The 19367-nt window shown below is 70.6% G+C and carries 16 protein-coding genes; 6 read left to right on the top strand and 10 right to left on the bottom strand.

Annotation, left to right across the window (positions count from 1 at the left end):
• Window positions 1-3: 3 nt before the first annotated feature.
• From VNR19_RS14955 to VNR19_RS14970, 4 genes are read right to left on the bottom strand one after another with little or no spacing between them, the layout of a single operon-like run.
• The gene (locus VNR19_RS14955; RefSeq protein ID WP_325728079.1) at window positions 4-687 is read right to left on the bottom strand and encodes an ABC transporter ATP-binding protein; all 684 of its coding nucleotides are present in this window, start codon (window positions 685-687) and stop codon (window positions 4-6) included.
• A complete protein-coding gene (locus VNR19_RS14960) occupies window positions 684-1589 on the bottom strand; it encodes an ABC transporter ATP-binding protein (protein ID WP_325728080.1) in 906 nt (301 codons plus the stop codon). The genes VNR19_RS14955 and VNR19_RS14960 overlap by 4 nt, the downstream gene beginning before the upstream one ends.
• Window positions 1586-4270, bottom strand: a complete 2685-nt coding sequence (locus tag VNR19_RS14965) for an FtsX-like permease family protein (RefSeq protein ID WP_325728081.1) — start codon at window positions 4268-4270, stop codon at window positions 1586-1588. Before VNR19_RS14965 ends, VNR19_RS14960 begins: the two co-directional genes overlap by 4 nt.
• Complete coding sequence (locus VNR19_RS14970; RefSeq protein WP_325728082.1) at window positions 4267-7317, bottom strand: ABC transporter permease; 3051 nt, start codon at window positions 7315-7317, stop codon at window positions 4267-4269. Before VNR19_RS14970 ends, VNR19_RS14965 begins: the two co-directional genes overlap by 4 nt.
• A 169-nt stretch (window positions 7318-7486) precedes the next feature.
• On the opposite strand from VNR19_RS14970, the gene VNR19_RS14975 reads away from it, so the two are divergent.
• Window positions 7487-8596: a class I SAM-dependent methyltransferase gene (locus tag VNR19_RS14975; RefSeq protein WP_325728083.1), complete on the top strand. Its 1110-nt coding sequence runs from the start codon at window positions 7487-7489 to the stop codon at window positions 8594-8596.
• A gap of 10 nt (window positions 8597-8606) precedes the next feature.
• On the opposite strand, the gene VNR19_RS14980 is transcribed toward VNR19_RS14975, so the two are convergent.
• Window positions 8607-10658 carry a M3 family metallopeptidase gene (locus VNR19_RS14980; RefSeq protein ID WP_325728084.1) on the bottom strand — a complete coding sequence of 684 codons (2052 nt, stop codon included), beginning with the start codon at window positions 10656-10658 and terminating at the stop codon, window positions 8607-8609.
• Between the two features lie 105 nt (window positions 10659-10763).
• On the opposite strand from VNR19_RS14980, the gene VNR19_RS14985 reads away from it, so the two are divergent.
• The 3 genes from VNR19_RS14985 to VNR19_RS14995 are packed head-to-tail and all read left to right on the top strand — an operon-like array spanning window position 10764 to window position 12981.
• Complete coding sequence (locus tag VNR19_RS14985) at window positions 10764-11411, top strand: ArsR/SmtB family transcription factor (protein ID WP_325728085.1); 648 nt, start codon at window positions 10764-10766, stop codon at window positions 11409-11411.
• Window positions 11408-11629 (top strand): hypothetical protein, encoded by a 222-nt coding sequence (locus VNR19_RS14990; RefSeq protein WP_325728086.1) that lies wholly within the window; start codon window positions 11408-11410, stop codon window positions 11627-11629. Before VNR19_RS14985 ends, VNR19_RS14990 begins: the two co-directional genes overlap by 4 nt.
• Window positions 11629-12981 (top strand): MFS transporter, encoded by a 1353-nt coding sequence (locus tag VNR19_RS14995; protein WP_325728087.1) that lies wholly within the window; start codon window positions 11629-11631, stop codon window positions 12979-12981. The genes VNR19_RS14990 and VNR19_RS14995 overlap by 1 nt, the downstream gene beginning before the upstream one ends.
• Window positions 12982-13034: 53 nt before the next feature.
• On the opposite strand, the gene VNR19_RS15000 is transcribed toward VNR19_RS14995, so the two are convergent.
• The 4 genes from VNR19_RS15000 to VNR19_RS15015 all read right to left on the bottom strand — a co-directional run bounded on the left by VNR19_RS15000 (window position 13035) and on the right by VNR19_RS15015 (window position 17256).
• The gene (locus VNR19_RS15000; RefSeq protein ID WP_325728243.1) at window positions 13035-13283 is read right to left on the bottom strand and encodes a hypothetical protein; all 249 of its coding nucleotides are present in this window, start codon (window positions 13281-13283) and stop codon (window positions 13035-13037) included.
• A 2-nt stretch (window positions 13284-13285) separates the two neighbouring features.
• On the bottom strand, window positions 13286-15865 hold the full coding sequence (gene valS / locus VNR19_RS15005; protein ID WP_325728088.1) for a valine--tRNA ligase: 2580 nt from the start codon (window positions 15863-15865) through the stop codon (window positions 13286-13288).
• Window positions 15866-15964: 99 nt separating this feature from the next.
• Complete coding sequence (locus tag VNR19_RS15010) at window positions 15965-16534, bottom strand: hypothetical protein (RefSeq protein WP_325728089.1); 570 nt, start codon at window positions 16532-16534, stop codon at window positions 15965-15967.
• 173 nt (window positions 16535-16707) lie between these two features.
• On the bottom strand, window positions 16708-17256 hold the full coding sequence (locus tag VNR19_RS15015; RefSeq protein ID WP_325728090.1) for a hypothetical protein: 549 nt from the start codon (window positions 17254-17256) through the stop codon (window positions 16708-16710).
• 107 nt (window positions 17257-17363) lie between these two features.
• On the opposite strand from VNR19_RS15015, the gene VNR19_RS15020 reads away from it, so the two are divergent.
• Window positions 17364-17744, top strand: a complete 381-nt coding sequence (locus VNR19_RS15020; RefSeq protein ID WP_325728091.1) for a hypothetical protein — start codon at window positions 17364-17366, stop codon at window positions 17742-17744.
• On the opposite strand, the gene VNR19_RS15025 is transcribed toward VNR19_RS15020, so the two are convergent.
• Entirely contained in the window at window positions 17713-18810 is a 1098-nt protein-coding gene (locus VNR19_RS15025) for an FUSC family protein (RefSeq protein WP_325728092.1), read from the bottom strand. The two genes, VNR19_RS15020 and VNR19_RS15025, sit on opposite strands and share 32 nt — an antisense overlap.
• A gap of 146 nt (window positions 18811-18956) precedes the next feature.
• On the opposite strand from VNR19_RS15025, the gene VNR19_RS15030 reads away from it, so the two are divergent.
• Window positions 18957-19310: a TraR/DksA family transcriptional regulator gene (locus VNR19_RS15030; RefSeq protein WP_325034198.1), complete on the top strand. Its 354-nt coding sequence runs from the start codon at window positions 18957-18959 to the stop codon at window positions 19308-19310.
• Window positions 19311-19367 lie beyond the last annotated feature (57 nt).

A 19367-nucleotide genomic window follows, 5' to 3' on the forward strand; every position in this document is an offset into this window, starting at 1 on the left:
GGATCACTCCGCCGTCACGATTCCGTCGTGGATCGACACGAGCCGATCGGCGTACGCCGCGATGCGCGGGTCGTGGGTCGACACGATCGCGGCGATCCCCCGCTCGTGCACCATCCCGGCGATGAGACCCATCATCGCCTCGGCGTTGAGACTGTCCAGCTGCCCGGTGGGTTCGTCGGCGATGAGCAGTCGCGGGCGCATGGCCAGCGCACGGGCGATGCCGAGGCGCTGCTGCTGCCCACCCGAGAGCTCCGGAGGGCGCTGCTCGGCATGCTCGGCGAGTCCGACGGCCTCGAGCAGTTCGATGACGCGACGTTCGCGCTCCCGGCGGCGCACGCCGGCAAGCCGCAACGGCAGGTCCACGTTCTCGCGTGCCGACAGCACGGGGAGAAGCGCGAACGTCTGGAACACGAACCCGAGGTCGTTGCGCCTGAGTTCCACGAGCTGCTCCTCGTCCGCATCCGTGACGTCGCGGTCTCCGATCCAGACGCGGCCGGAATCGGGGGTGTCGAGCAAGCCGATGAGGTTCAGCAGCGTCGTCTTGCCCGAACCGGACGGTCCTCGCAGCACGACGACCTCACCGGCTCGGAGGCTCAGTGAGGCCTCCCGCACCGCGTGGACCCTGCCCGCACCGCGGCCGTACGTCTTGGTGAGCTGCTCGCAGCGGACGATGACATCGGCGGTCATCGCTGCTCCTCGCGGTGATCGCTCGCCTCGGCATCCGGCTCACCTGTGGGGTGGACCGCGACGTGGTCCGTCTCGAGCTCGAGGCGAACGAGATCGCGCATGTCGAGTGCGCGCAGATAGTCGGCCGGAAGCTGGAGTCTTCCGACGCGATCGAGCACCGCATACTCCTGCGCGTGCACGCGTTCCTGCCCGTGCTCGTCGATCGCCTGGCGGCGGTGCACCTCGGTCGACAGCCGTCCGTCGCGGATCTGCACGGTGCGACGGACCTGCGCCGACACGCCTTCGTCGTGCGTCACGATGAGGATCGTCGTGCCGAGCTTCTCGTTGACGTCGCGGAGCGAGGAGAACACGAGCTGCGAGTTCGCCTCGTCGAGCTCGCCGGTCGGCTCGTCCGCGAACAGCACCTCCGGTTCGTTCGCGAGCGCGACCGCGATCGCCACGCGCTGCTGCTCGCCGCCCGACATCTCGGGGGGCCGACGGTCGCGCAGCGGACCGATGCCCAGGAGCTCGAGGAGGGCGGTCGCGCGCTCCTTCCGGGATGGGCGCGGGGTGTGGCCGATCGCGAGGGCCATCGCGATGTTCTCGCCGGCGGTGAGGTACGGCACGAGGTTCTTCGAGGCCTGCTGCCACACGAATCCGACCGTGTGCCTGCGGTACTCCGTGCGCTCCCGGGTCGACATCGTGAGGAGGTCGTGCCCCGCGACGTTCGCGGAGCCCGCAGTCGGCTTGTCGTGCCCCGACAGGATTCCGAGGAGCGTGGACTTGCCTGAGCCGGATGCGCCGACGATCGCCGTGAGCTCGCCGCGCTCCACCGTCAGCGTGAGTCCTTGCAGCGCCTGCACCTCGACGCCCTCGGTGCTGTAGATGCGCACGAGGTCGAGGCAGCGGATGTGGGCGGTCATCTCTCTCCCATCTTGAGCGTCGTGGCGACGGATGCGCGTCGCCCCAAGACGAACGCCACCGCGCCCGCCGCGAGCGCGAACACCAGGACCGTTCCCAGAGCGAGCACGATCGAGGCTGGATCGATCGTCGGTGCGGGGGGCGCGATGCCTCCGACGAACGGTCGCAGGTCGATCAGCCGCGCGAGCACGGCGGGGAGTGCGAAGCCGACCGCGGTCCCCACGAGCACGGCGGCGATGACCGGGGGAGCGAGCTCCCACAGGAGCACGCCGCGCTGCTGACGTGCATCGGCGCCGAGGATCCGCAGCACGGCCACCGTCCGTCCACGCGTGGCCGAGGCGGCCACCGTGGCGAGCGCGACGCCGATCAGCGTGAGCACGAGCGCGGCGGCGGACACCCAAGGAAGAGCCGCCTCCACGCCGCGCGTGAGCGGTGAAGAGCGTGCATCGTCGAGCAGGAGGTCAGCCGTGAGCACCGAGACCGTGCCGAGCCGGTCGTCGGGCTGTGCGGCCGACACCGCCTCTTCGATCGCGCCCGCGACGGTCGCGGCATCCGCGTCGTCGCTGAGACCCACGAGAAGCCGCTCGGTGCCGATGTCACCGCGGCCGACATCGGCGGCGAAACGAGCGTCGATGAGCGCCCACGCGCGGGCACCGCCCGGCAGCGCCTCAGGCGGAAGCTGACCGATCCGCTCGACCGCGGCGTTCCCGATGCGCGGGTCCGCACCTGCCCGCGCGAGGGCGCCGTTCGACACGACGATCGGCACCGCGCCGTCACGCAAGGTGTCGATCGCGGGGATGTCGGGGCGCACGCGGTGCAGCGCGGCGGTGTCGGCCGCCACGAGGGTGACCGTCGCCGTGCCGGCCTCGCCGAGCACCCGCACGCCGGCCACCGGCGCGAGGGCGACCACGTCATCGACGCCTTCGATTGCGTCGATCGCGGCGATCACATCCGGCCCGAGTTCCGCGGCCGACACCTGCGCGTCGGCGCCCACGCGGTCTCGCGTTCCCGACACGATGGCCTCGCGCAGTGTCGAGCCGAGCACCGCAGAGAAGACGACGACCGACACCCCGAGCAGGAGCGCGAACGAGGCCGCGAACCCGAATACCGGGGAGCGGACCGCGCGCGCCGAACCGAGCAGGGCGATCGCGCCGTCCCTTCCGCGGCGGCCGGCCAGCACGAATCGGAGCGGGATGGGGTACAACCGCAGCGCACCGATGCACAGCGCAGCGGCGACGAGGAGCGGCGCGAGCAGGATCAGGGGGTCGACGCCTCCCGCGTCGGTCGGGGTGTCGATGCCGCGACGGGCGAGGAGCGCGATCGACACCGCGGCCAGTCCCACCACCGCGATCTCCGTGACCGTGCGGGTGCGACGGTCTCCTGCCGGTGCGTCCTCTCGCTCCGCGCGGAACGGCCGCGGTCCGGAGAGGAGCGCGAACAGCCCGGGCACGGCGAGTGCGACGGGGATGGGAAGAGCCCAGGCATCCGCCCCGACCCGTTCCGGGATCACCGCCGCGGCGGCCGCGATCCCGAGCGCCGCGGCGGGCGCCGCGACCGCGAGGCCCTCGAGCGCCATCGCGGCGCGCACCTCCAGCCCGCTCGCTCCGCGGGCGCGCGCGAGAGCGAGCACGGGACGGCGTCGGTCGACGATCGATCCGACCCCGAGAGCGAACACGGCGAGCAGCACGCCGAGAAGGCCGGATGCCCCGAGAGCCAACAGTCCCGCGACCGTGGCCGTGCGACCCATCGCCTTGTTGAGCTCGTCGGCGAGCGCCGTGCTGAACGCGAGGCGTCCTCCGTACGGAAGGGCGATGTCGGCCGCGACCGCCGCGCGCAGCTGCTCGGCGACTTTCGCCGCTTCCACGGAGGTGAGGAGCGACCCGTCGAGGGGGACCCACGCGACAAGTGATCCGTCGGGGATGCTCGTCGAGAGCCCACCGAGCGAGCCGGGGTCGACGAAGACCGACGCGCGCACGGTGAGGGTCGACCCCGGCTCGCGTTCGACGAGCGGAGTCGCGAGGTCGGAGAACTGCGACCAGTAGCCATCCGCTTCGTCGATGGGCTCGTAGAGACCCGTGACCCGCAGCTCGAGTGGGCCGTACTCGAGCAGGTCGCCCACAGCGACGCGCGCCTCGGCGGCGACGGCGGTCGAGACCGCGATGTCGATGGGCGGCTGATCGGATGCCTCGTTCTCGTCTCCCGCCCACGGCGCGGGCGCGTCTCCCGACACGATGCGGACCTGTTCGAGCCACCGCGGATCCGAAGCCAGGCGCACGACGAACCGCGCGCCGGACTCTCCATCCGCCCGCAGTGCATCGCCGGATTGCGTGCTCGCGACCCAGTGCGGTTCGCCCGCCATCGACGCGACGGGCTCCGGCAGATCGTCGAGGAAGAGCCCGATGGCGCCGTCGGTCGGGGCGACGAGCCGCGGGGCCGGGGTGCCCGCGATTCCGACGGGCAGCCCGAGCCTACCGACACCTCGCAGATCGCGCACGATCGGCGGAGTCGCCGCGACCGTCCGCCGCACCTCCTCGGTGCCGAGCTGTGCGACGGCCCGCGGCGCGGCGGCGACCGCGAAGACCGACACCGCCACGAGGGCCGCCATGAGCAGCGACGCCGCCAGTCCACGCCGCGCGTGCCGCAGGAGCAGGCCGATCGTGCCGTATCGCGACCGCGCGTTCATCGCAGACCCTCCGGTCCTCGAACAGTGCGCGCATCGCGTGCGACGGTCGCCGAGATCCACACGACGGATGCCGCGCACACGAGCACGAGCGCGACGAGGGCGATCGCGAGCCCCGTGACGTCGATCCGCAGCGGCGTGCCCAGGCCGAGATCGGTGCACGGGATCGTGGCGCTCGCGAGCTGGGGAACGGTGAGCGCGGCGACTGCCAGCCCGGCCACGAGCCCGATCACGATGGCGCCCGCGAGCACTGCGGTCCACTCGCCACGTCGGGTCGACGCCTGCTCTCGCGCGCGGAGACCGAGCGCGCGCAGGAGTCCGATCTCAGGCATCCGAGTGCGGTGCTCCGAGCTCGCGACCGCCGCGAGAGTGACGAGCGCGAGGAGGCAGCACAGGGCGGCGGCCGCCCACACCGCGAGGGCGGCGGAGCCGACGACAGCGCGCCCGGCCGAGTCGTCGGAGTAGCTCAGGGCGGTGTTGGGCGGCAGCGCGCGGCGGACGTCGGCGGCGGCATCCGTCTCACCCTGCTGGATCCACAGCGCGTTCGGCGCACGGGGGAACTCGGTCGTGAGCACCGCGTCGACCTGCAGCACCGCGAGGTCGATGAGGACGGCATCCGCATCCCCCGCAGACGGGACGGCTGGAACGATCGCCACGACCTCGCCGTCGATGCGCGCGTACGACCGCTCGACCGCGAACGAGAAGATGTCGCCCACTGTGAGGTCGTAGCGATCCGCGAGCGACCGTGTGACCGCGATCGGCGGTCGGTAGAGTCCGGCATCGAGTTCGGCGTCGGGCATCAGTCGTACGTTCATGACGCCCGGTGCGGCGCCGAAGCCTCCGTCGGCGAGGGCGAGGGGCGCGACGACCACCATCTCGCCGCCGCGCGGGGACCACTGCCGCGCCGCGAAGGCGGGGAGCGGCTGTCCGCTCGAGTCGGTCCACGCGACGGGCACGAAGCGGGCCTCCTCCGACATGACCGCGTCGTCCGTCAGGTCGACGTCGAACGCGAGGATCTGCCCGCGGCCGTCGCGCGCCGACGTCGGCACGGCAGACGTGATCGTCAGCGTGCGTCCGACGGCGGCGTCGCCCGCGCCCGCGACATCGGCGGTCACTCGCGCGAGCCGCCCGGCACTGTCGAGCACGAGCATCGAGATGGTCGGGTCGACGGCGAGGTGCTTCGTGTCGGCCTCGAGCACGACGGTGTCGAGCCCCTCCGGGATCAGGACGCCCGGGGCCTCGACCGGCAGCGCCGCCGCCAGCGCGTCGGCGTCGATCGCCTCCGTGACCGGCGGTACGAGTGTCGGAAGCGCCGCGGGCGGTGCCGCGACCAGGGCGGCGGACCCGTCGCGCACCTGCAGCTGCGCGCGTTGCACGGGGAACACGGCCATGACCGACGACTGTCCGTCGAGCGTCTCCAGCTGCCGGGGCTGGAACCCGCCTCCGGACGCGGTCGCGAGGATGTCAGCGCCGGACCGGAAGGCGCTGACGCGCACGAATCCCTCGGCCCACGTCGCCTGATACGCGGCTGCGGCGACGAGCGAGCCCGTCGCGACCCCGAGCACGACGATCGAGGCCGTCAGGCGCGGCAGGCGTCTCGAGACGTTGTGGGCCGCGAGCATGCGGGGCGCCCGCGACCGGCGCGACAGCCGCTCGAACAGACGCATGACCGCGGGGAGGACCGTGAGCCCGATGAACACGATCGCGACGAGCGCGAGCGCGGGCGCGAGCGCCGTGACGAGATCGACGGATGCCTCATCGTCCGCCTGCTCCGTGATGGGGGAGCCGTACAGCTGGAGCTGCCACACCGCGATCGCGGCCGCGAGGGTGAGGAGCACCGCCGCCCCGGGGGCGACGAGACGGCTCGCCCGCCCAGCGTCGCCCGCGTCGGTGCCGTGCGGGCGCGAGGCGCGCAATGCACCGACGCCGAAGCCCGTCGCGGCCACGAGCGCGAGCGCCGCGACGTTGGCCGACACGGCGAGGACCGGCATTCCCCATGAAAGTCCCCACACCGACGAGACCGCAGCCGCCGCGGCCGCGCCGACGATCCCGCCGATCACGGCGGCCCCCGCCCCGAGCGAAGCCGCTTCGAGCGCGTTCGCCGTCGCCGTGCGTCCGCGCGACCACAGGAGTGCGAGCTCGTGGGCGCGGCTCGCGCCGGCGAGGCGTGCAAGCTCGGCGAGGGTGACGACGGCGGCCGTCGCGACGAGCAGCAGCACGACGGGCGCGATCGCCTGCATGCCCTGCACCTGCGCCCGCAGCTCCGCGGCCGTGTCGGTGAACCCTCCTGTCGTCGAGAGCACCGCGGGGTCGATGCCCTCGGCCCGCAGTGCGGCGCGCAGGCGTGGCCAGCCTTCCTGTGCAGCGGCGAGGTCGGATGCGGTGACCCTCGTCACGTCGGGGACGACGGTCCAGTGCACCCGCGCCGACTCCCACACGCGTTCGTCGGCCTCGCCGAGCACGATCGGGACGACGGCGCGCCCGCGTCCGGCGGTGATCCGCTCGTCTCCGAGCCAGCGCGCGTCCAGCGCATCGGTGACCAGCCATGTGCCCGTGAGCCGCATCGGGGTGCCGGCGACGACCACGGTGTCGCCGTTCTCGAGGCCGAGGGCGGTCGCGGCATCCGCCTGCATCGTCAGCTCCCCGGCATCCGTCGCCCACCGTCCTTCGACGATCTCCGTGTGGTGCTCGAGGTCGTCGTCGACGAGCACGAGGGCCTCGAGCTGCTCGAGCAGCCCGGGCACCTCGACGGGCGCCTCGCCGACGGTCGAGCGGGTGACCTCCACGGGCGCCGACACGGCGGCGAGCGCGCGCGAGATCGCAGACCGCACAGCGGCGTCCTGCTCCTGCGCCTCGTCGGCGAGGGGAAGGGTCGCCCGCAGACCCAGATCTGCCCCGGAGCGGGTCGCGAGGCCTCGCCGCACGCCGTCGTCGGCCGCGACGTCGAGCGTCCCGAGGAGCGCGATGACCGTGCCCGTGACGACCGCCGCGACGACGGCGACCGCCGTGAAGACAGCGCCGTGCGGGCGTGCCCGCCTGAACCACTTCACGGTGCGCCGGCCTCATTCTCTCGGGTGTGCGCTCTGGAGTGTGCCGAGTCTATTGGGGGACCGCGACACGACGTCGATCAGGTTGCGCCGCATCCGTCGCACAGGTCTTCCGGGCGGACCGTCGCGGACGTACACTCCGGCCAGAACACCCGACAGGAGGACGATCATGATGACCACGACCACGGACGAGCCCCTCGCGGCTCGCGCCGAGGCGTTCTCCGCCCGCCTCTTCGAGGCGCTCGTGCCCGCGATGGAGCTGCTCTGTGTGGAGCTGGGGGTGCGGCGCGGCCTCTATGCCGCCCTCGAGAGGATCGGATCGGCGACGGTATCCGATCTCGCGCGCGAGACGGGCATCGTCGAGCGCTACGCCCGGGAGTGGCTCGAGCAGCAGGCCGCCGCCGGCATCCTCGAGGTCGCCGAGGAGGGCGACGCCCGAAGCCGCCGGTACGCCCTGCCGGCCGCGCACGCCGAGGTGCTTCTCGACAGCGAGAGTCCGTACGCCATGGCGGGCGTCGGCTCATTCCTCGTCGGGATGACGGACGTGTTCGACGCCGTCGTCGACGACTTCGCAAAGGGTGAGGGCGTCGCCTACCACCGGTACGGGGCCGCCGTGCGCGACGCGATCTCATCCCTCAACCGTCCCGGATTCTCGCTCGCCATGGAGGAGTGGATGCAGTCGGCAGCCGACCTCGACGAGCGTCTTCGCACCCGCCCTTCGGTCATCGTCGATGCGGGGTGCGGCACCGGCTGGTCGACGCTCGCGCTCGCGCGCACTTACCCACTCGCGCACGTCATCGGGGTCGACCTCGACGAGGCATCCGTCGAAGACGCCCGCGCCAACCTGGCCGAGACGGACCTGGGCGACCGCGTCGAGTTCGTGCGTGCCGACGCCGGCGACGCGGAGGCCCTGCGCCGCGCCGTACCCGGACCCATCGCGCTGGGGACCGTGTTCGAGGCGCTGCACGACATGAACGGACCCATCCGGACGCTCCGAGCGCTCAGGTCGCTGCTCGCGCCGGGCGGTGCCATCGTGATCGGCGACGAGAAGGTCGCCGACGAGTTCACACCCGACGGCGACTTCCTCGAGCGCCTCAACTACGGGTTCAGCGTGCTGCACTGCCTTCCGGCGACGATCGCCGAAGGGCAGGACGAGGCGAACGGAACCGTGATGCGCGCGCCGACGGTCGAACGGTGGGCTCGAGAAGCAGGGTTCACCCGCTTCGAGGTGCTCCCGATCGAGCACGAGCTGTGGAGTTTCTACCGCCTGGGCACCGACTGACGCGCGCGGATCAGGCCACGAGCCCGCGCCGTTCGAGCAGTGGCTGGATCTCGGCGTCGCGCCCGCGGAAGTCCCGGTACGCCGCGAGCGGGTCCTTCGACCCGCCGACGCCGAGCAGCCGCTGGCGGAATCGGTCGCCGTTCTCACGGCGCAGACCGCCGTTCTCGCGGAACCACTCGACCGTGTCGGCGTCGAGCACCTCACTCCAGATGTACGAGTAGTAGCCGGCGCTGTAGCCGCCCGCGAAGACGTGCGCGAAGTAGGTCGACGAGTAGCGCGTCGGCACCACCGGGTTGTCGAGTCCGATGTCGGCGAGAGCGGATGCCTCGAACTCGGCCACATCGATCTCGCGAGACGCCTCCTCGCGTGAGAGCGAGTGCCACGCCTGGTCGAGCCACGCGGCGGCGAGGTACTCGCTCGTCGCGAAGCCCTGGTTGAAGCTCTCGGTCGCGCGCAGCTTCTCGACCACGCCGTCCGGCAGCTTCTCGCCCGTCTCGACGTGTCGCGCGTACGAGTCGAGGATCTCGGGCCAGTAGATCCACATCTCGTTGACCTGGCTCGGGAACTCGACGAAGTCACGGAACACGTTCGTGCCGGCGAAGTGCGGGTACGTCACCGTCGCGAACAGGCCGTGCAGCGCGTGACCGAACTCGTGGAACAGCGTCGTCACCTCGTCGAGGGTGAGCAGCGTCGGTCGGCCCGGAGCGGGCTTGGGCACGTTGAGGTTGTTGACGACGACCGGGCTCGTCCCGCGCAGACGGGACTGCGACACGATCGAGTTCATCCACGCGCCGCCGCGCTTCGTGTCGCGTGTGTAGAGGTCGAGGATGTAGAGGCCGAGCGCGGAGCCGTCGGCGTTGAAGACCTCGAACACGCGCGCGTCGGGGTGGTAAGCAGGCAGGTCCTCGCGCTCGGTGAACGTGATGCCGTACAGGTCGGTCGCAGCGCGGAACACCCCGTCCTTCAGCACTCGCTCCGTCTCGAACCACGGCCGGAGCGCGGTCGTGTCGAGGTCGTACTTCGCGGCACGCACCTTCTCGGTGTAGAACGCCCAGTCGTGGGCCTCGAGCGTGAACGGCTCGGGCTCGGCGTCGATGATCGCCTGCAGCGCTTCGCGCTCGCGCTCCGCATTCCGTCGGGCCGGTGCGGCGAGCCGGCGCAGCAGGGAGTGCACGGCCTCGGGCGATCCCGCCGTCTCGTCGGACGTCACGTATGCCGCATGCGAGGGGTAGCCGAGCAGCTCGGCGCGCTCCGCGCGCAGCCGCACGATCTCGAGGAGCACCGCCCGGTTGTCGTGCTCGTTGCCGCGCGACCCGCGCGCACGGGACGCGTCCATGATGCGCTTGCGGCTCTCGCGGCGCGTGAGCGTCGACAGATACGGATGCCCCGTGAACAGCGTCAGCGTCACGACGTACTTGCCCTCGAGGCCGCGGTCCGCGGCCGCCTGCGCCGCGGCCGAGAGCTCGCCCTCGGTCAGTCCGTCGAGCTCAGCCGCGTCGTCGAACACGACGGCGAGGTCGTTCGTGTCGGCGAGGAGGTTCTTCTCGAACTGCGTCGTGAGCGTCGAGAGGCGCTGGTTGAGCTCGGTGAGCCGCGCTTTCGCCGCCTCGTCGAGTCCGGCGCCGGCGTGCGACATCTCGGTGTAGCGGCGCTCGAGCAGGTAGCGCTGCTCGTCATCGAGGTCGAGCTCGTCCGCCCTCTCGTAGAGGCTGCGGATGCGGCTGAAGAGCGCGCTGTCGAGTTGGATCGAGTCCTCGTGGGCAGCCATGAGCGGTGCGAGCGTCTCCTCGATGTGCTGGATCTCGTCGGTCGCGTCGGCGGAGGACACCGTGTAGAAGGTGCGCGAGAGGTCGCCCAGCATGCGTCCACTCTCCTCGAGCGCGACGAGCGTGTTCTCGAACGTCGGCTCATCCTCGTTCTGCGTGATCAGGGCGACCTCGGCCTTGTGCCGCGCGAAGGCCTCTTCGAAGGCGGGGAGGTAGTGCTCAGGCTTGATCGCGGGGTAGTCGGGGAGTCCGTAGGGGAGCGTGCTGGGGGAGAGCAGTGGGTTGTCGGTCGCCATGCGCCCAGCCTAGTGACGGCGCATCCGATGCCGCCATTCCTTTGCAAACGACAGATTGCAAAGAAGTACTTGCAAAGAAGTGTTTGCAACGCTATCTTTGTGGACATGGACGAAGAGATCCGCGAAGAGGGCCGAGACGACGCCGAGACGGAGTCCGCGCTCCTGGCGCACCACCGCGACGACCGAGTGCTCGACACCGGCGCGCTCAGGGCGCTTGCGCACCCGATGCGCGTTCGGATCTACGACATCCTGAGTCAGTACGGTCCGCAGACCGCCAGCTCACTTGCCGAGCGGCTGGGTGAGTCGACGGGATCGACCAGCTACCACCTGCGCGCCCTCGCGAAGCACGACCTGATCGAAGAGGTCGAAGGGCGCGGCAACGCACGCGAGCGCTGGTGGCAGCGACCCGTCGGCGGCGTGTCGTTCGCGAACCCCGACGCGATGAAGTCGCCGGCCGGGCGCGCCGCGACCCAGCTCGTCATGAACGAGTTCTTCCACCTCCGTCAGGAGCAGCTCATGCGCTTCATCCAAGGCGGGCTGATGTCGGAAGACCCCGAGTGGCAGGAGTCGAGCATGATCTCCACCGCTCACGCGCGTCTCACACCCGCGCAGAGCGCGGAGCTCTCCCACAAGATCATGGCCGTGATCGATGAGGCCGTGGAAAAGCACCGCAACCAGACCGGCGATGACGTCCGGCCCGTCACCATCCGTGCCGACGTCTTCCCGCTTCCAGAACTTGGAGAAGAGTCATGACCACCATCTCCGCACCGCGGCTCTCACACTCACGCGTGTCGGCGACGCGATTCGAGCGCGCGCTGCTTCGCGTGACGGCCGCCATCGAGTCGTACGTCGCGCACCGCCTCGAGCGCCGCGCGATGGCGGCGGCGCGTGCCGCCGCGGCGTCGCAGGAGCGCTACGTCGAGGCGCGTCGCAACGCCGAGGCGCTCGGTGCCGCCGGAATGCTCCGCTGATGGGCGACGCCGTCGACACCACTGAGCAGAAGACGTCCGGAGGAGCGGCCGAGCGGGGGAGCAGGGCCCCGCTCGGCCGCGACTTCGGCAAACTGTGGACCGCGGCCGCGTTCAGCAATCTGGCCGACGGCCTCGGTCGCACGGCGGTCCCGCTCATCGCCACGACCCTCACGCGCGACCCGCTTGCCATCTCGGTCATCACGGCTCTGGCGTTCCTGCCGTGGCTCGTGTTCGGCCTGCCGGCCGGCATGATCGTCGACCGCTTCGACCGCCGCATCATCATGGCGGCGGCGAACGCGATCCGCGGCGGCGTCGCGCTGTGGCTCGCAGTGCTCACCGTCACCGGTTCGCTCGACCTGTGGGCGCTGTTCCTCGGCACACTCGTGTTCGGACTCGGCGAGACATTGTTCGACAACGCCACGAACGCCGTGATCCCCGGCGTTGTGACGCGTGCTCAGCTCGACCGCGCGAACGGTCGCATGCAGGCCGCCCAGATCACGATCGACTCGTTCGTCTCGCAGCCCATCGCAGGGCTGCTGTTCGCGGCGTCGCTCGCGCTGCCGCTGTGGGTGGGGTCGGCGGGCTACCTCGTGCCCATCGTGCTCGCCCTGCTGCTGCCGCTCTCGGCCGCGCGTCCGCTGCGTCGGCCCGATGTCGTCATCGATGCGGATGCCCCCGACGTCGCCGCCGGCGCCGTCGCCGAGCCCGTCGCGGTGCCGCCGACGCCGTCGAAGGTGTCGGCCCGCGAAGCGATCTCGTACCTCTGGCACCAGCGGTACCTCCGCACGATGGTGGCGTTCACGGCCCTCGTCGGCAGCGCGCTCACGTTCTCGCAGGCCGCGATCATCCTCTATTTCCTCGACGTCATGCGCGTCGCACCGGCGGCGATCGGATTCGTCACGGCGTCGATCGGGGTCGGCGCCCTCCTCGGCTCGCTCGTCGCGTCGCGCTTGGTCGAGCGGTTCGGGCGCGGCCCGGTCATGCTCGCTGCGAACCTGGGCGCGGGTGTCGGGCTGCTGCTGACGGGACTTGCGCCCGAGGTCGCGACCGCGTGCGTCGCGTACGCCCTCGGCGCCATGTCCGTTTCGATCTGGAACGTGCCGTGGGGCGCTCTGCGACAGCAGATCGTACCTGCGCAGCTGTTCGGTCGTGTGCTCGGCATCATCCGGATGCTGACGTGGGGGCTCTTCCCGATCGCCACCATCATCGGCGGGCTCGTGTCCCGCGTCGATCTGCGCGTGCCGTTCATCGTCGGTGGCGGCGTGATCGTCCTCGCTGCGCTGGTCGGCTCGCGTCTGCTCATCGTCGGGACGCGCAAGGCGGGCGCCGAAGCCGGTGTCGAGCACCCCTGATGACATGACGAAGGGGGCGGGCCGCCTGTGCGGCGCCGCCCCCTTCGCACGTTCTACCCGAATCCGGACTCGGGGTCGTTCTGCGCGACCGGTTCGCCGTTCTCGTCGAGCGTCACGATGACCCCTGTGTCGAGCTCGGCGATCGGCTTGCCCTCGAGCCACGTGAGCGTCCAGCGCGGACGCGGCTGACCGAGGTCGTCACCGGGGATCGACGCGTCGACCGACCGGATGCCGCGGACGAGCGCCTCCGGAACGGCCTTCGGGGGTTCGTCGCCCGAGGTCCAGCGAGTGCCGAGCTGCATGGTCACGCCTCCTGGGGGACGAGCTCGATGTCGGAGACGGTGACGGCCTCGGCATCCGCGAAGGTGAGCTCGTCGATGCGGCCGACGGCCTTGAGATCGCCTTCGGCGGCCTTCAGCGCTGCGACGGCTGCAGCAGGGGCGCCGATCGTGAGCCGGGCGACGGGCGTCTTCTGCGAGGCCTTGGCCTCGGTCTTCGCGCGACGGATGCCGATGAGCGCCTCGCTCACGGCGGCGAGCACGGCGGGGTCTCCCTCGATGCCGAGCGGCTCGGGCCACGACGCGAGGTGCACGGAGCCCTCGTTGAACCACGACCAGGCCTCTTCCGTCGCGAACGCGAGCACGGGTGCGAGCAGACGCAGCAGCGTCGAGAGGGCGAGGCGCAGCGCGAGCGCTGCCGATGCCTGGCCGACGTCGGTGCGGTCGTACGCGCGCTCCTTCACGAGTTCGAGGTAGTCGTCGCAGAACGTCCAGAAGAACGCCTCGGTGACTTCGAGCGCACGGGCGTGGTCGTAGGCCTGGAAGGCCTTCGTCGCCTGGCGGATGACGTCGTCGAGCGTGGCGAGCATCGATGCGTCGAGCGCGTGCGTGATCTCGGCGCCCTCGGGCACGGGGAACGACAGCACGAACTTCGCGGCGTTGAGCACCTTGATCGCGAGACGGCGGCCGATCTTCACCTGCGTCGGGTTCTGCGGGTCGAAGGCCGCGTCGGCGCCCAGGCGGCTGGAGGCTGCCCAGTAGCGGACCGCGTCAGACCCGTGCTGCGCGAGGATGTCGGCGGGCGTGACGACGTTGCCCTTCGACTTCGACATCTTCTTGCGGTCGGGGTCGACGATGAAGCCCGAGATCGCGGCATCCGTCCACGGCGCACGACCGTCTTCGAGGGCGCTGCGCAGCATCGTCGAGAACAGCCACGTGCGGATGATGTCCTGACCCTGCGGGCGCACGTCGAACGGCGCGACGAGGTTCCACAGCTCCGGGTCGCGCTCCCAGCCGCCCGCGAGCTGCGGCGTGAGCGACGACGTTGCCCACGTGTCGAAGATGTCGCGCTCGCCGTCGAAGCCGCCCGGCTTGCCGCGCTGGTCTTCGGTGTACCCCGGGGGCACGTCCGTGCTCGGGTCGACGGGGAGCTGCGACGCGTCCGGCACGAGCACACGGTCGTAGTCGCGCTCACCGGTCTCGTCGAGCGCGTACCAGACGGGGATCGGCACGCCGAAGAAGCGCTGACGCGACACGAGCCAGTCGCCGGTGAGGCCGTTCGTCCAGTTCTCGAAGCGCACGCGCATGAAGTCCGGATGCCACGCCATGCCGCGGCCGAGCTCGATGAGCCGCTCGCGCAGCGCCTCGTCGCGCGCGCCGTTGCGGATGTACCACTGGCGAGTCGAGACGATCTCCATCGGGCGGTCGCCCTTTTCGTAGAACTTCACGACGTGGGTGAACGGCTTCGGGTCGCCGATGAGCTCGCCGGACTCGCGGAGGAGCTCGACGATGCGCTTCTTGGCGCTGAACACGGTCTTGCCCGCGAGCTCCGCGTACGCGGCGCGGCCGGCGTCCGACGTGATCGCCTCGGGCGGGTCGGCGACGACGCGTCCGTCGAGACCGAGGATCGTGCGGTTCGGCAGGTTGAGCTCACGCCACCACACGATGTCGGTCACGTCGCCGAAGGTGCAGATCATGGCGATGCCGGAGCCCTTGTCGGGCTGTGCGAGCGGATGCGCCAGCACCGGCACCTCGACGTCGAACAGGGGCGTGCGGACGGTGGTGCCGAACAGCGGCTGGTAGCGCTCGTCGTCGGGGTGGGCCACCAGGGCGACGCACGCTGCCAGAAGTTCGGGACGCGTCGTCTCGATGTGCACGTCGCCCGCGCCGTCGGTGCGGTGGAACGCGACGCGGTGGAATGCGGCGGGCTGCTCGCGCTCTTCGAGCTCGGCCTGCGCGATCGCGGTGCGGAAGTCGATGTCCCACATGGTGGGTGCGAGGTCCTGGTATGCCTCGCCGCGCTCGAGGTTGCGCAGGAAAGCGAGCTGGCTCGTGCGGATCGTCTCGTCGGAGATCGTGCGGTAGGTCTGGGTCCAGTCGACGCTCAGGCCGAGGTCGCGCCACAGCGCCTCGAAGTGCTTCTCGTCTTCGACCGTGAGCTTCTCGCAGAGCTCGATGAAGTTGCGCCGGCTGATCGGCACCTGATCGGCGGCTTTGCTGCTCTTGTTGTCGCCGCCTTCGAACGGGGGCGTGAAGTCGGGGTCGTAGGGCAGCGAGGGATCGCAGCGGACGCCGTAGTAGTTCTGCACGCGACGCTCGGTGGGCAGGCCGTTGTCGTCCCAGCCCATCGGGTAGAACACCGTCTTGCCGCTCATGCGCTCGAAGCGCACCTTCACGTCGGTGTGCGTGTAACTGAAGACGTGTCCGATGTGGAGGGTTCCGGATGCCGTCGGCGGGGGAGTGTCGACCGAGTAGATGCCGGCGCGGCCGACTTCGACGGCTCGTGCGCGGTCGAACAGGTACGTGCCCTGCTCGCGCCACTTCGCGTCCCACTTCTTCTCGAGACCCTCGAGGGCGGGCTTGTCTGGGATCTGGGCGTCGGCCATGGGGTCTCCTAAGGCGATATATGCGGCACTGTGTGAGCGTGCCTGAGTGTGGGAACGGCCCGATTCTACCGGTCGCCCCCGATCGCCGCTGGCGGCCCGTCAGCAGCCTGGACCGCGAGGGTCTTCCGCGCACGTGCGGTCGACGAGCGCGGTGCGTGCCTCGAGCACCTCGATCCGGTAGGCGCCGGATTCGGCGGTGACGTAACCCGGCACCGGTCGCCACACCCCCGACCCGAAGTCGACGGCCGCCGAGTAGAGCACACGCGCCGACGCGGTGTACGTGCCGCGTGCGCGGTAGGTGTGACTGGTCGCCGTCGGTGTGAACTGCGGCTGACCCGCCGCAGCCCATGCCGCGCCGCCCGTCGCCGTGCGGAGCGTCGTGCCGTCCCCGTAGTCGAACACGTAGCCCGCAGGACGGAAGCGGACGGTCACGTCCCATCCCAGCAGCTCGCCGTTCAAGCGCTGTTCGGATGCCGCGGCCACCACGTTCGCCGGCAGCCCGACCACTCCGAACCCGAACGGCTCGCCGGTGAGCGTCGGTGCGGCGGGCCGGAAGGAGGCGAGGTCTTCGATCGTGACGTCTGGGACCGAGATGATCTTGTACGGCATGTCGCGACAGACCGTCGCGGTGGCGCAGTCGTCGGGTTCCGTCGAGCGAGGAGATTCCATCCTTGAATTGTCTTGCTCAGCGTGCCCCGGAGCTATTGCGGACCCCGCGATGTCTACCTGATCTCCTGAGTTGACAATCTCACAGATCTCGATCGCGTCGTTGCAGAGCGCGGCTTGCGCGAGGTCCGTTGGGACCAGCGTGAGCACAGTAATGAGGATTACGACGCCAAGCGCTACCCGTCGCAAGTTGGTTCCCCGTCTCTCCCATCGATGCTCGTTATAAGCAGTCCTGTCGGCGACTCGGCACTACTCGTCAGTTCGACAGCGATCGACTGAACATCGGGCCGATTTGTGTTCACGACCGACTTTCCAGACGGGTCGACGACTTCCACGTCGGAGACGTCCAGGCAGACGTTCAGAGCAGCCACTGAGATCTCCGACGTCGGCTCTCTGACGGCCACAAGGACTACTTGACGTGCGCCGGACAGACGCCACGCCTCTGCATGCATCTGGCTGTACTGCTTGCGGGCGTCGGCGGCTGCGTCGTCCGTCAACAGCGTGAAGACCGACGCAAACGTTGCGGGGTCCGCTAGATCGACGGCGTTCGTCGCATCCACATACGCGCGGTACGTCTCCTCGGCCGCCGCGAACGCCTCCTCGTCGGTTGCGAACGTCGGCGCCGAAGGGGTCGAGGGTTCCGGCGCGGGCTGGCCGCTGCATCCGGTCACCATCGCGCCGACCAGCAGGAGGGCGACGAGGCCCGAGACGATCCGTGGCAGCACACGAACACGGTAATCGCGGGTTGCTGCGCCCCTGCCGAGTTGTCCACAGGCATGCGCGTGGGGAGGAGTGGTGGACGAGGCATCCGCGTGGTGCCATGCTGACCACCGTGAGATCGGTTCGAGTCTTCTCCGCTCTCGTCGCCGTCACCGCCGCACTGATGCTCGGCGCGTGCAGCCCGGCGATGAACGGGCCTGTGATCGCACCGGTGACGATGAGCGCGAACGATCTGCAGGGGCAGACCGTCGACCTCGTCGTGGGACAGGTGCTCAACATCGACACGGGGTCGCTCCCGGTCGACAGCTACAACGCCGATATCGAGGACGAGTCGGTTGCCACGTTCACGCAAGGACGTGAGGACGACACGGCGACCTTCAACCCGGGCATCAACGCCGTGGGAGTCGGCTCGACGGGTGTCGTCATGCCGAACGAGGACGGCGGCATCCAGCCGCTGGAGTTCACCGTGGTTGTGACGGAGCGGACTCCGTAGCCGCGGTGGGCGGCTCCACGAGAGCCTCGTGGATGCGCCGCAGGTCTTCGAGCAGCGAGCCGATCAGGACCCAGTGGTCCGCCGACGGCGTCTCGATCGTCAGCGGCGCGGTCAGCGCCGGCCCCTCGTCGGCGGTCGTCTCCGCGTCGGCGTGCGGCACGCGCGGCGCTTCCGGAGCTGTGGAGGCGAGATGCGGGTCGAGCCGCACGTCGTGGGCCGCTCTTCGCAGCTGGTCGGCGATCGCGTGGACGGCGGGCTCGTCGACGAGTCCGGGGTCGTAGCGGTCCACGACGGCACGGGTCATCCCGATCACCTGCGTCACGATGGGGGAGTAGCGGTCGATGAGCGCCTGCGAGACGGCGAGGTCCGCGCGGTGCCGGCGCGCCCGCGGATTGAGTGTGAGCGAGTCGCTCGCGGCTTCGATGTCCGCCTCCGCCTTGCGCACCATCGGGCGCATGAGCCTCGCCTCGAGCATGAGCTCCGTGAGCTGTGCGGGAGTCTGCACAGACGTCAGGGCGCGGGCGAGTCGTTCGAGCGAGTCGGCGACCGCCGCGCCGAGACCCAAGGCGTCGGTCCGCGCCGGCGCCACCGCGACCGGCGGCACGAGGAGGACGTTCACGACGAAGCCGATGACGGCGCCGATGAGGGTCTCGAGCACGCGGTTCATCGCGTAGCCGGGCGTCGCGGTGCCCAGGGCGAGCACGAGGAGGGCGCTGATCGCGACCTGGTTCGTCGTGCCGGACGTCATGCGCAGCGCCCACGCGACCGCGAGGGCGACGACCGTGGCGAGCAGGATCACCCACGACTCCGAGCCGAACGCGAGACCGAGCAGCGAAGCGATCACGACGCCCACGATCACGCCGACGCTGCGTTCGATCGCCTTGGTGAACGACTGGTTGAGGCTCGGCTGGACGACCAGCAGGGCCGCGATAGCCGCGAACACCGGCGGTGGGCCGGGCACGAGCAGACCGGCGACGATCCACGCGAGAGCCGTTGCGACGGCGGACTTCGCCACCTGCAGGAGCGGCGCCCGCTTCGTCGCACGGAACGACTGGGTCATGCGCATGTGCCCACGCTACGACCCATGACGCCCGTGTGCGTCGCGCGGCGATCCCGAGGCGGATGCCGTACCCGGCGCGCCGCGCCCCTGACGGCCCTTCCGCGATGAGGCGGGTCTAGTCTCGAACGATCGAGGCTCATGGGGAGGTCGAGATGCGCGAGGCCGAGATGCGCAAGCTGCTGGACGAGCTCGCGGCCGACGCGTCCGCGCGCCTGGCGGCCATCGACGCGGATCTCGAGGAGCTGCGCGCCGATCGTCGCGGCGACCAGGCCGACGACGAGCACGACCCGGAGGGCGCCACGCTCTCCGCCGAATGGTCGCGCCTGGCCGGGCTTCGCGACGAGATCGCCCGTGAACAGCACGACATCGACGCGGCGTTCTCCCGGTGGGAGGCGGGCGAGTTCGGCGTGTGCGTGGACTGCGGCAAGCCCATCCCGGTGGGCCGCCTTCGAGCGCGGCCGACCGCGACTCGGTGCGTCGTATGCGCGGAGCGCGCGGGGGGCTGACTTCGTCGTTTCGGCGCGTTCGGCGCCGCATCCGGTCCTTTTTGCGGTAGAACAGCA

Source organism: Microbacterium sp. (assembly GCF_035556355.1).
In the GTDB taxonomy this organism is placed as follows: domain Bacteria; phylum Actinomycetota; class Actinomycetes; order Actinomycetales; family Microbacteriaceae; genus Microbacterium.

Excerpts from the sequence above, each read along its gene's own strand:
- VNR19_RS14980 (WP_325728084.1), bottom strand. The coding sequence starts at position 10,658 with ATGGCGACCGACAACCCACTGCTCTCCCCCAGCACGCTCCCCTACGGA.
- VNR19_RS15000 (WP_325728243.1), bottom strand. The coding sequence starts at position 13,283 with ATGCAGCTCGGCACTCGCTGGACCTCGGGCGACGAACCCCCGAAGGCC.
- VNR19_RS15025 (WP_325728092.1), bottom strand. The coding sequence starts at position 18,810 with ATGCGCATGACCCAGTCGTTCCGTGCGACGAAGCGGGCGCCGCTCCTG.
- VNR19_RS14955 (WP_325728079.1), bottom strand. The coding sequence starts at position 687 with ATGACCGCCGATGTCATCGTCCGCTGCGAGCAGCTCACCAAGACGTAC.
- valS (WP_325728088.1), bottom strand. The coding sequence starts at position 15,865 with ATGGCCGACGCCCAGATCCCAGACAAGCCCGCCCTCGAGGGTCTCGAG.
- VNR19_RS14995 (WP_325728087.1), top strand. The coding sequence starts at position 11,629 with ATGGGCGACGCCGTCGACACCACTGAGCAGAAGACGTCCGGAGGAGCG.
- VNR19_RS14965 (WP_325728081.1), bottom strand. The coding sequence starts at position 4,270 with ATGAACGCGCGGTCGCGATACGGCACGATCGGCCTGCTCCTGCGGCAC.
- VNR19_RS14960 (WP_325728080.1), bottom strand. The coding sequence starts at position 1,589 with ATGACCGCCCACATCCGCTGCCTCGACCTCGTGCGCATCTACAGCACC.
- VNR19_RS15010 (WP_325728089.1), bottom strand. The coding sequence starts at position 16,534 with ATGGAATCTCCTCGCTCGACGGAACCCGACGACTGCGCCACCGCGACG.
- VNR19_RS15030 (WP_325034198.1), top strand. The coding sequence starts at position 18,957 with ATGCGCGAGGCCGAGATGCGCAAGCTGCTGGACGAGCTCGCGGCCGAC.
- VNR19_RS14975 (WP_325728083.1), top strand. The coding sequence starts at position 7,487 with ATGACCACGACCACGGACGAGCCCCTCGCGGCTCGCGCCGAGGCGTTC.
- VNR19_RS14990 (WP_325728086.1), top strand. The coding sequence starts at position 11,408 with ATGACCACCATCTCCGCACCGCGGCTCTCACACTCACGCGTGTCGGCG.
- VNR19_RS14985 (WP_325728085.1), top strand. The coding sequence starts at position 10,764 with ATGGACGAAGAGATCCGCGAAGAGGGCCGAGACGACGCCGAGACGGAG.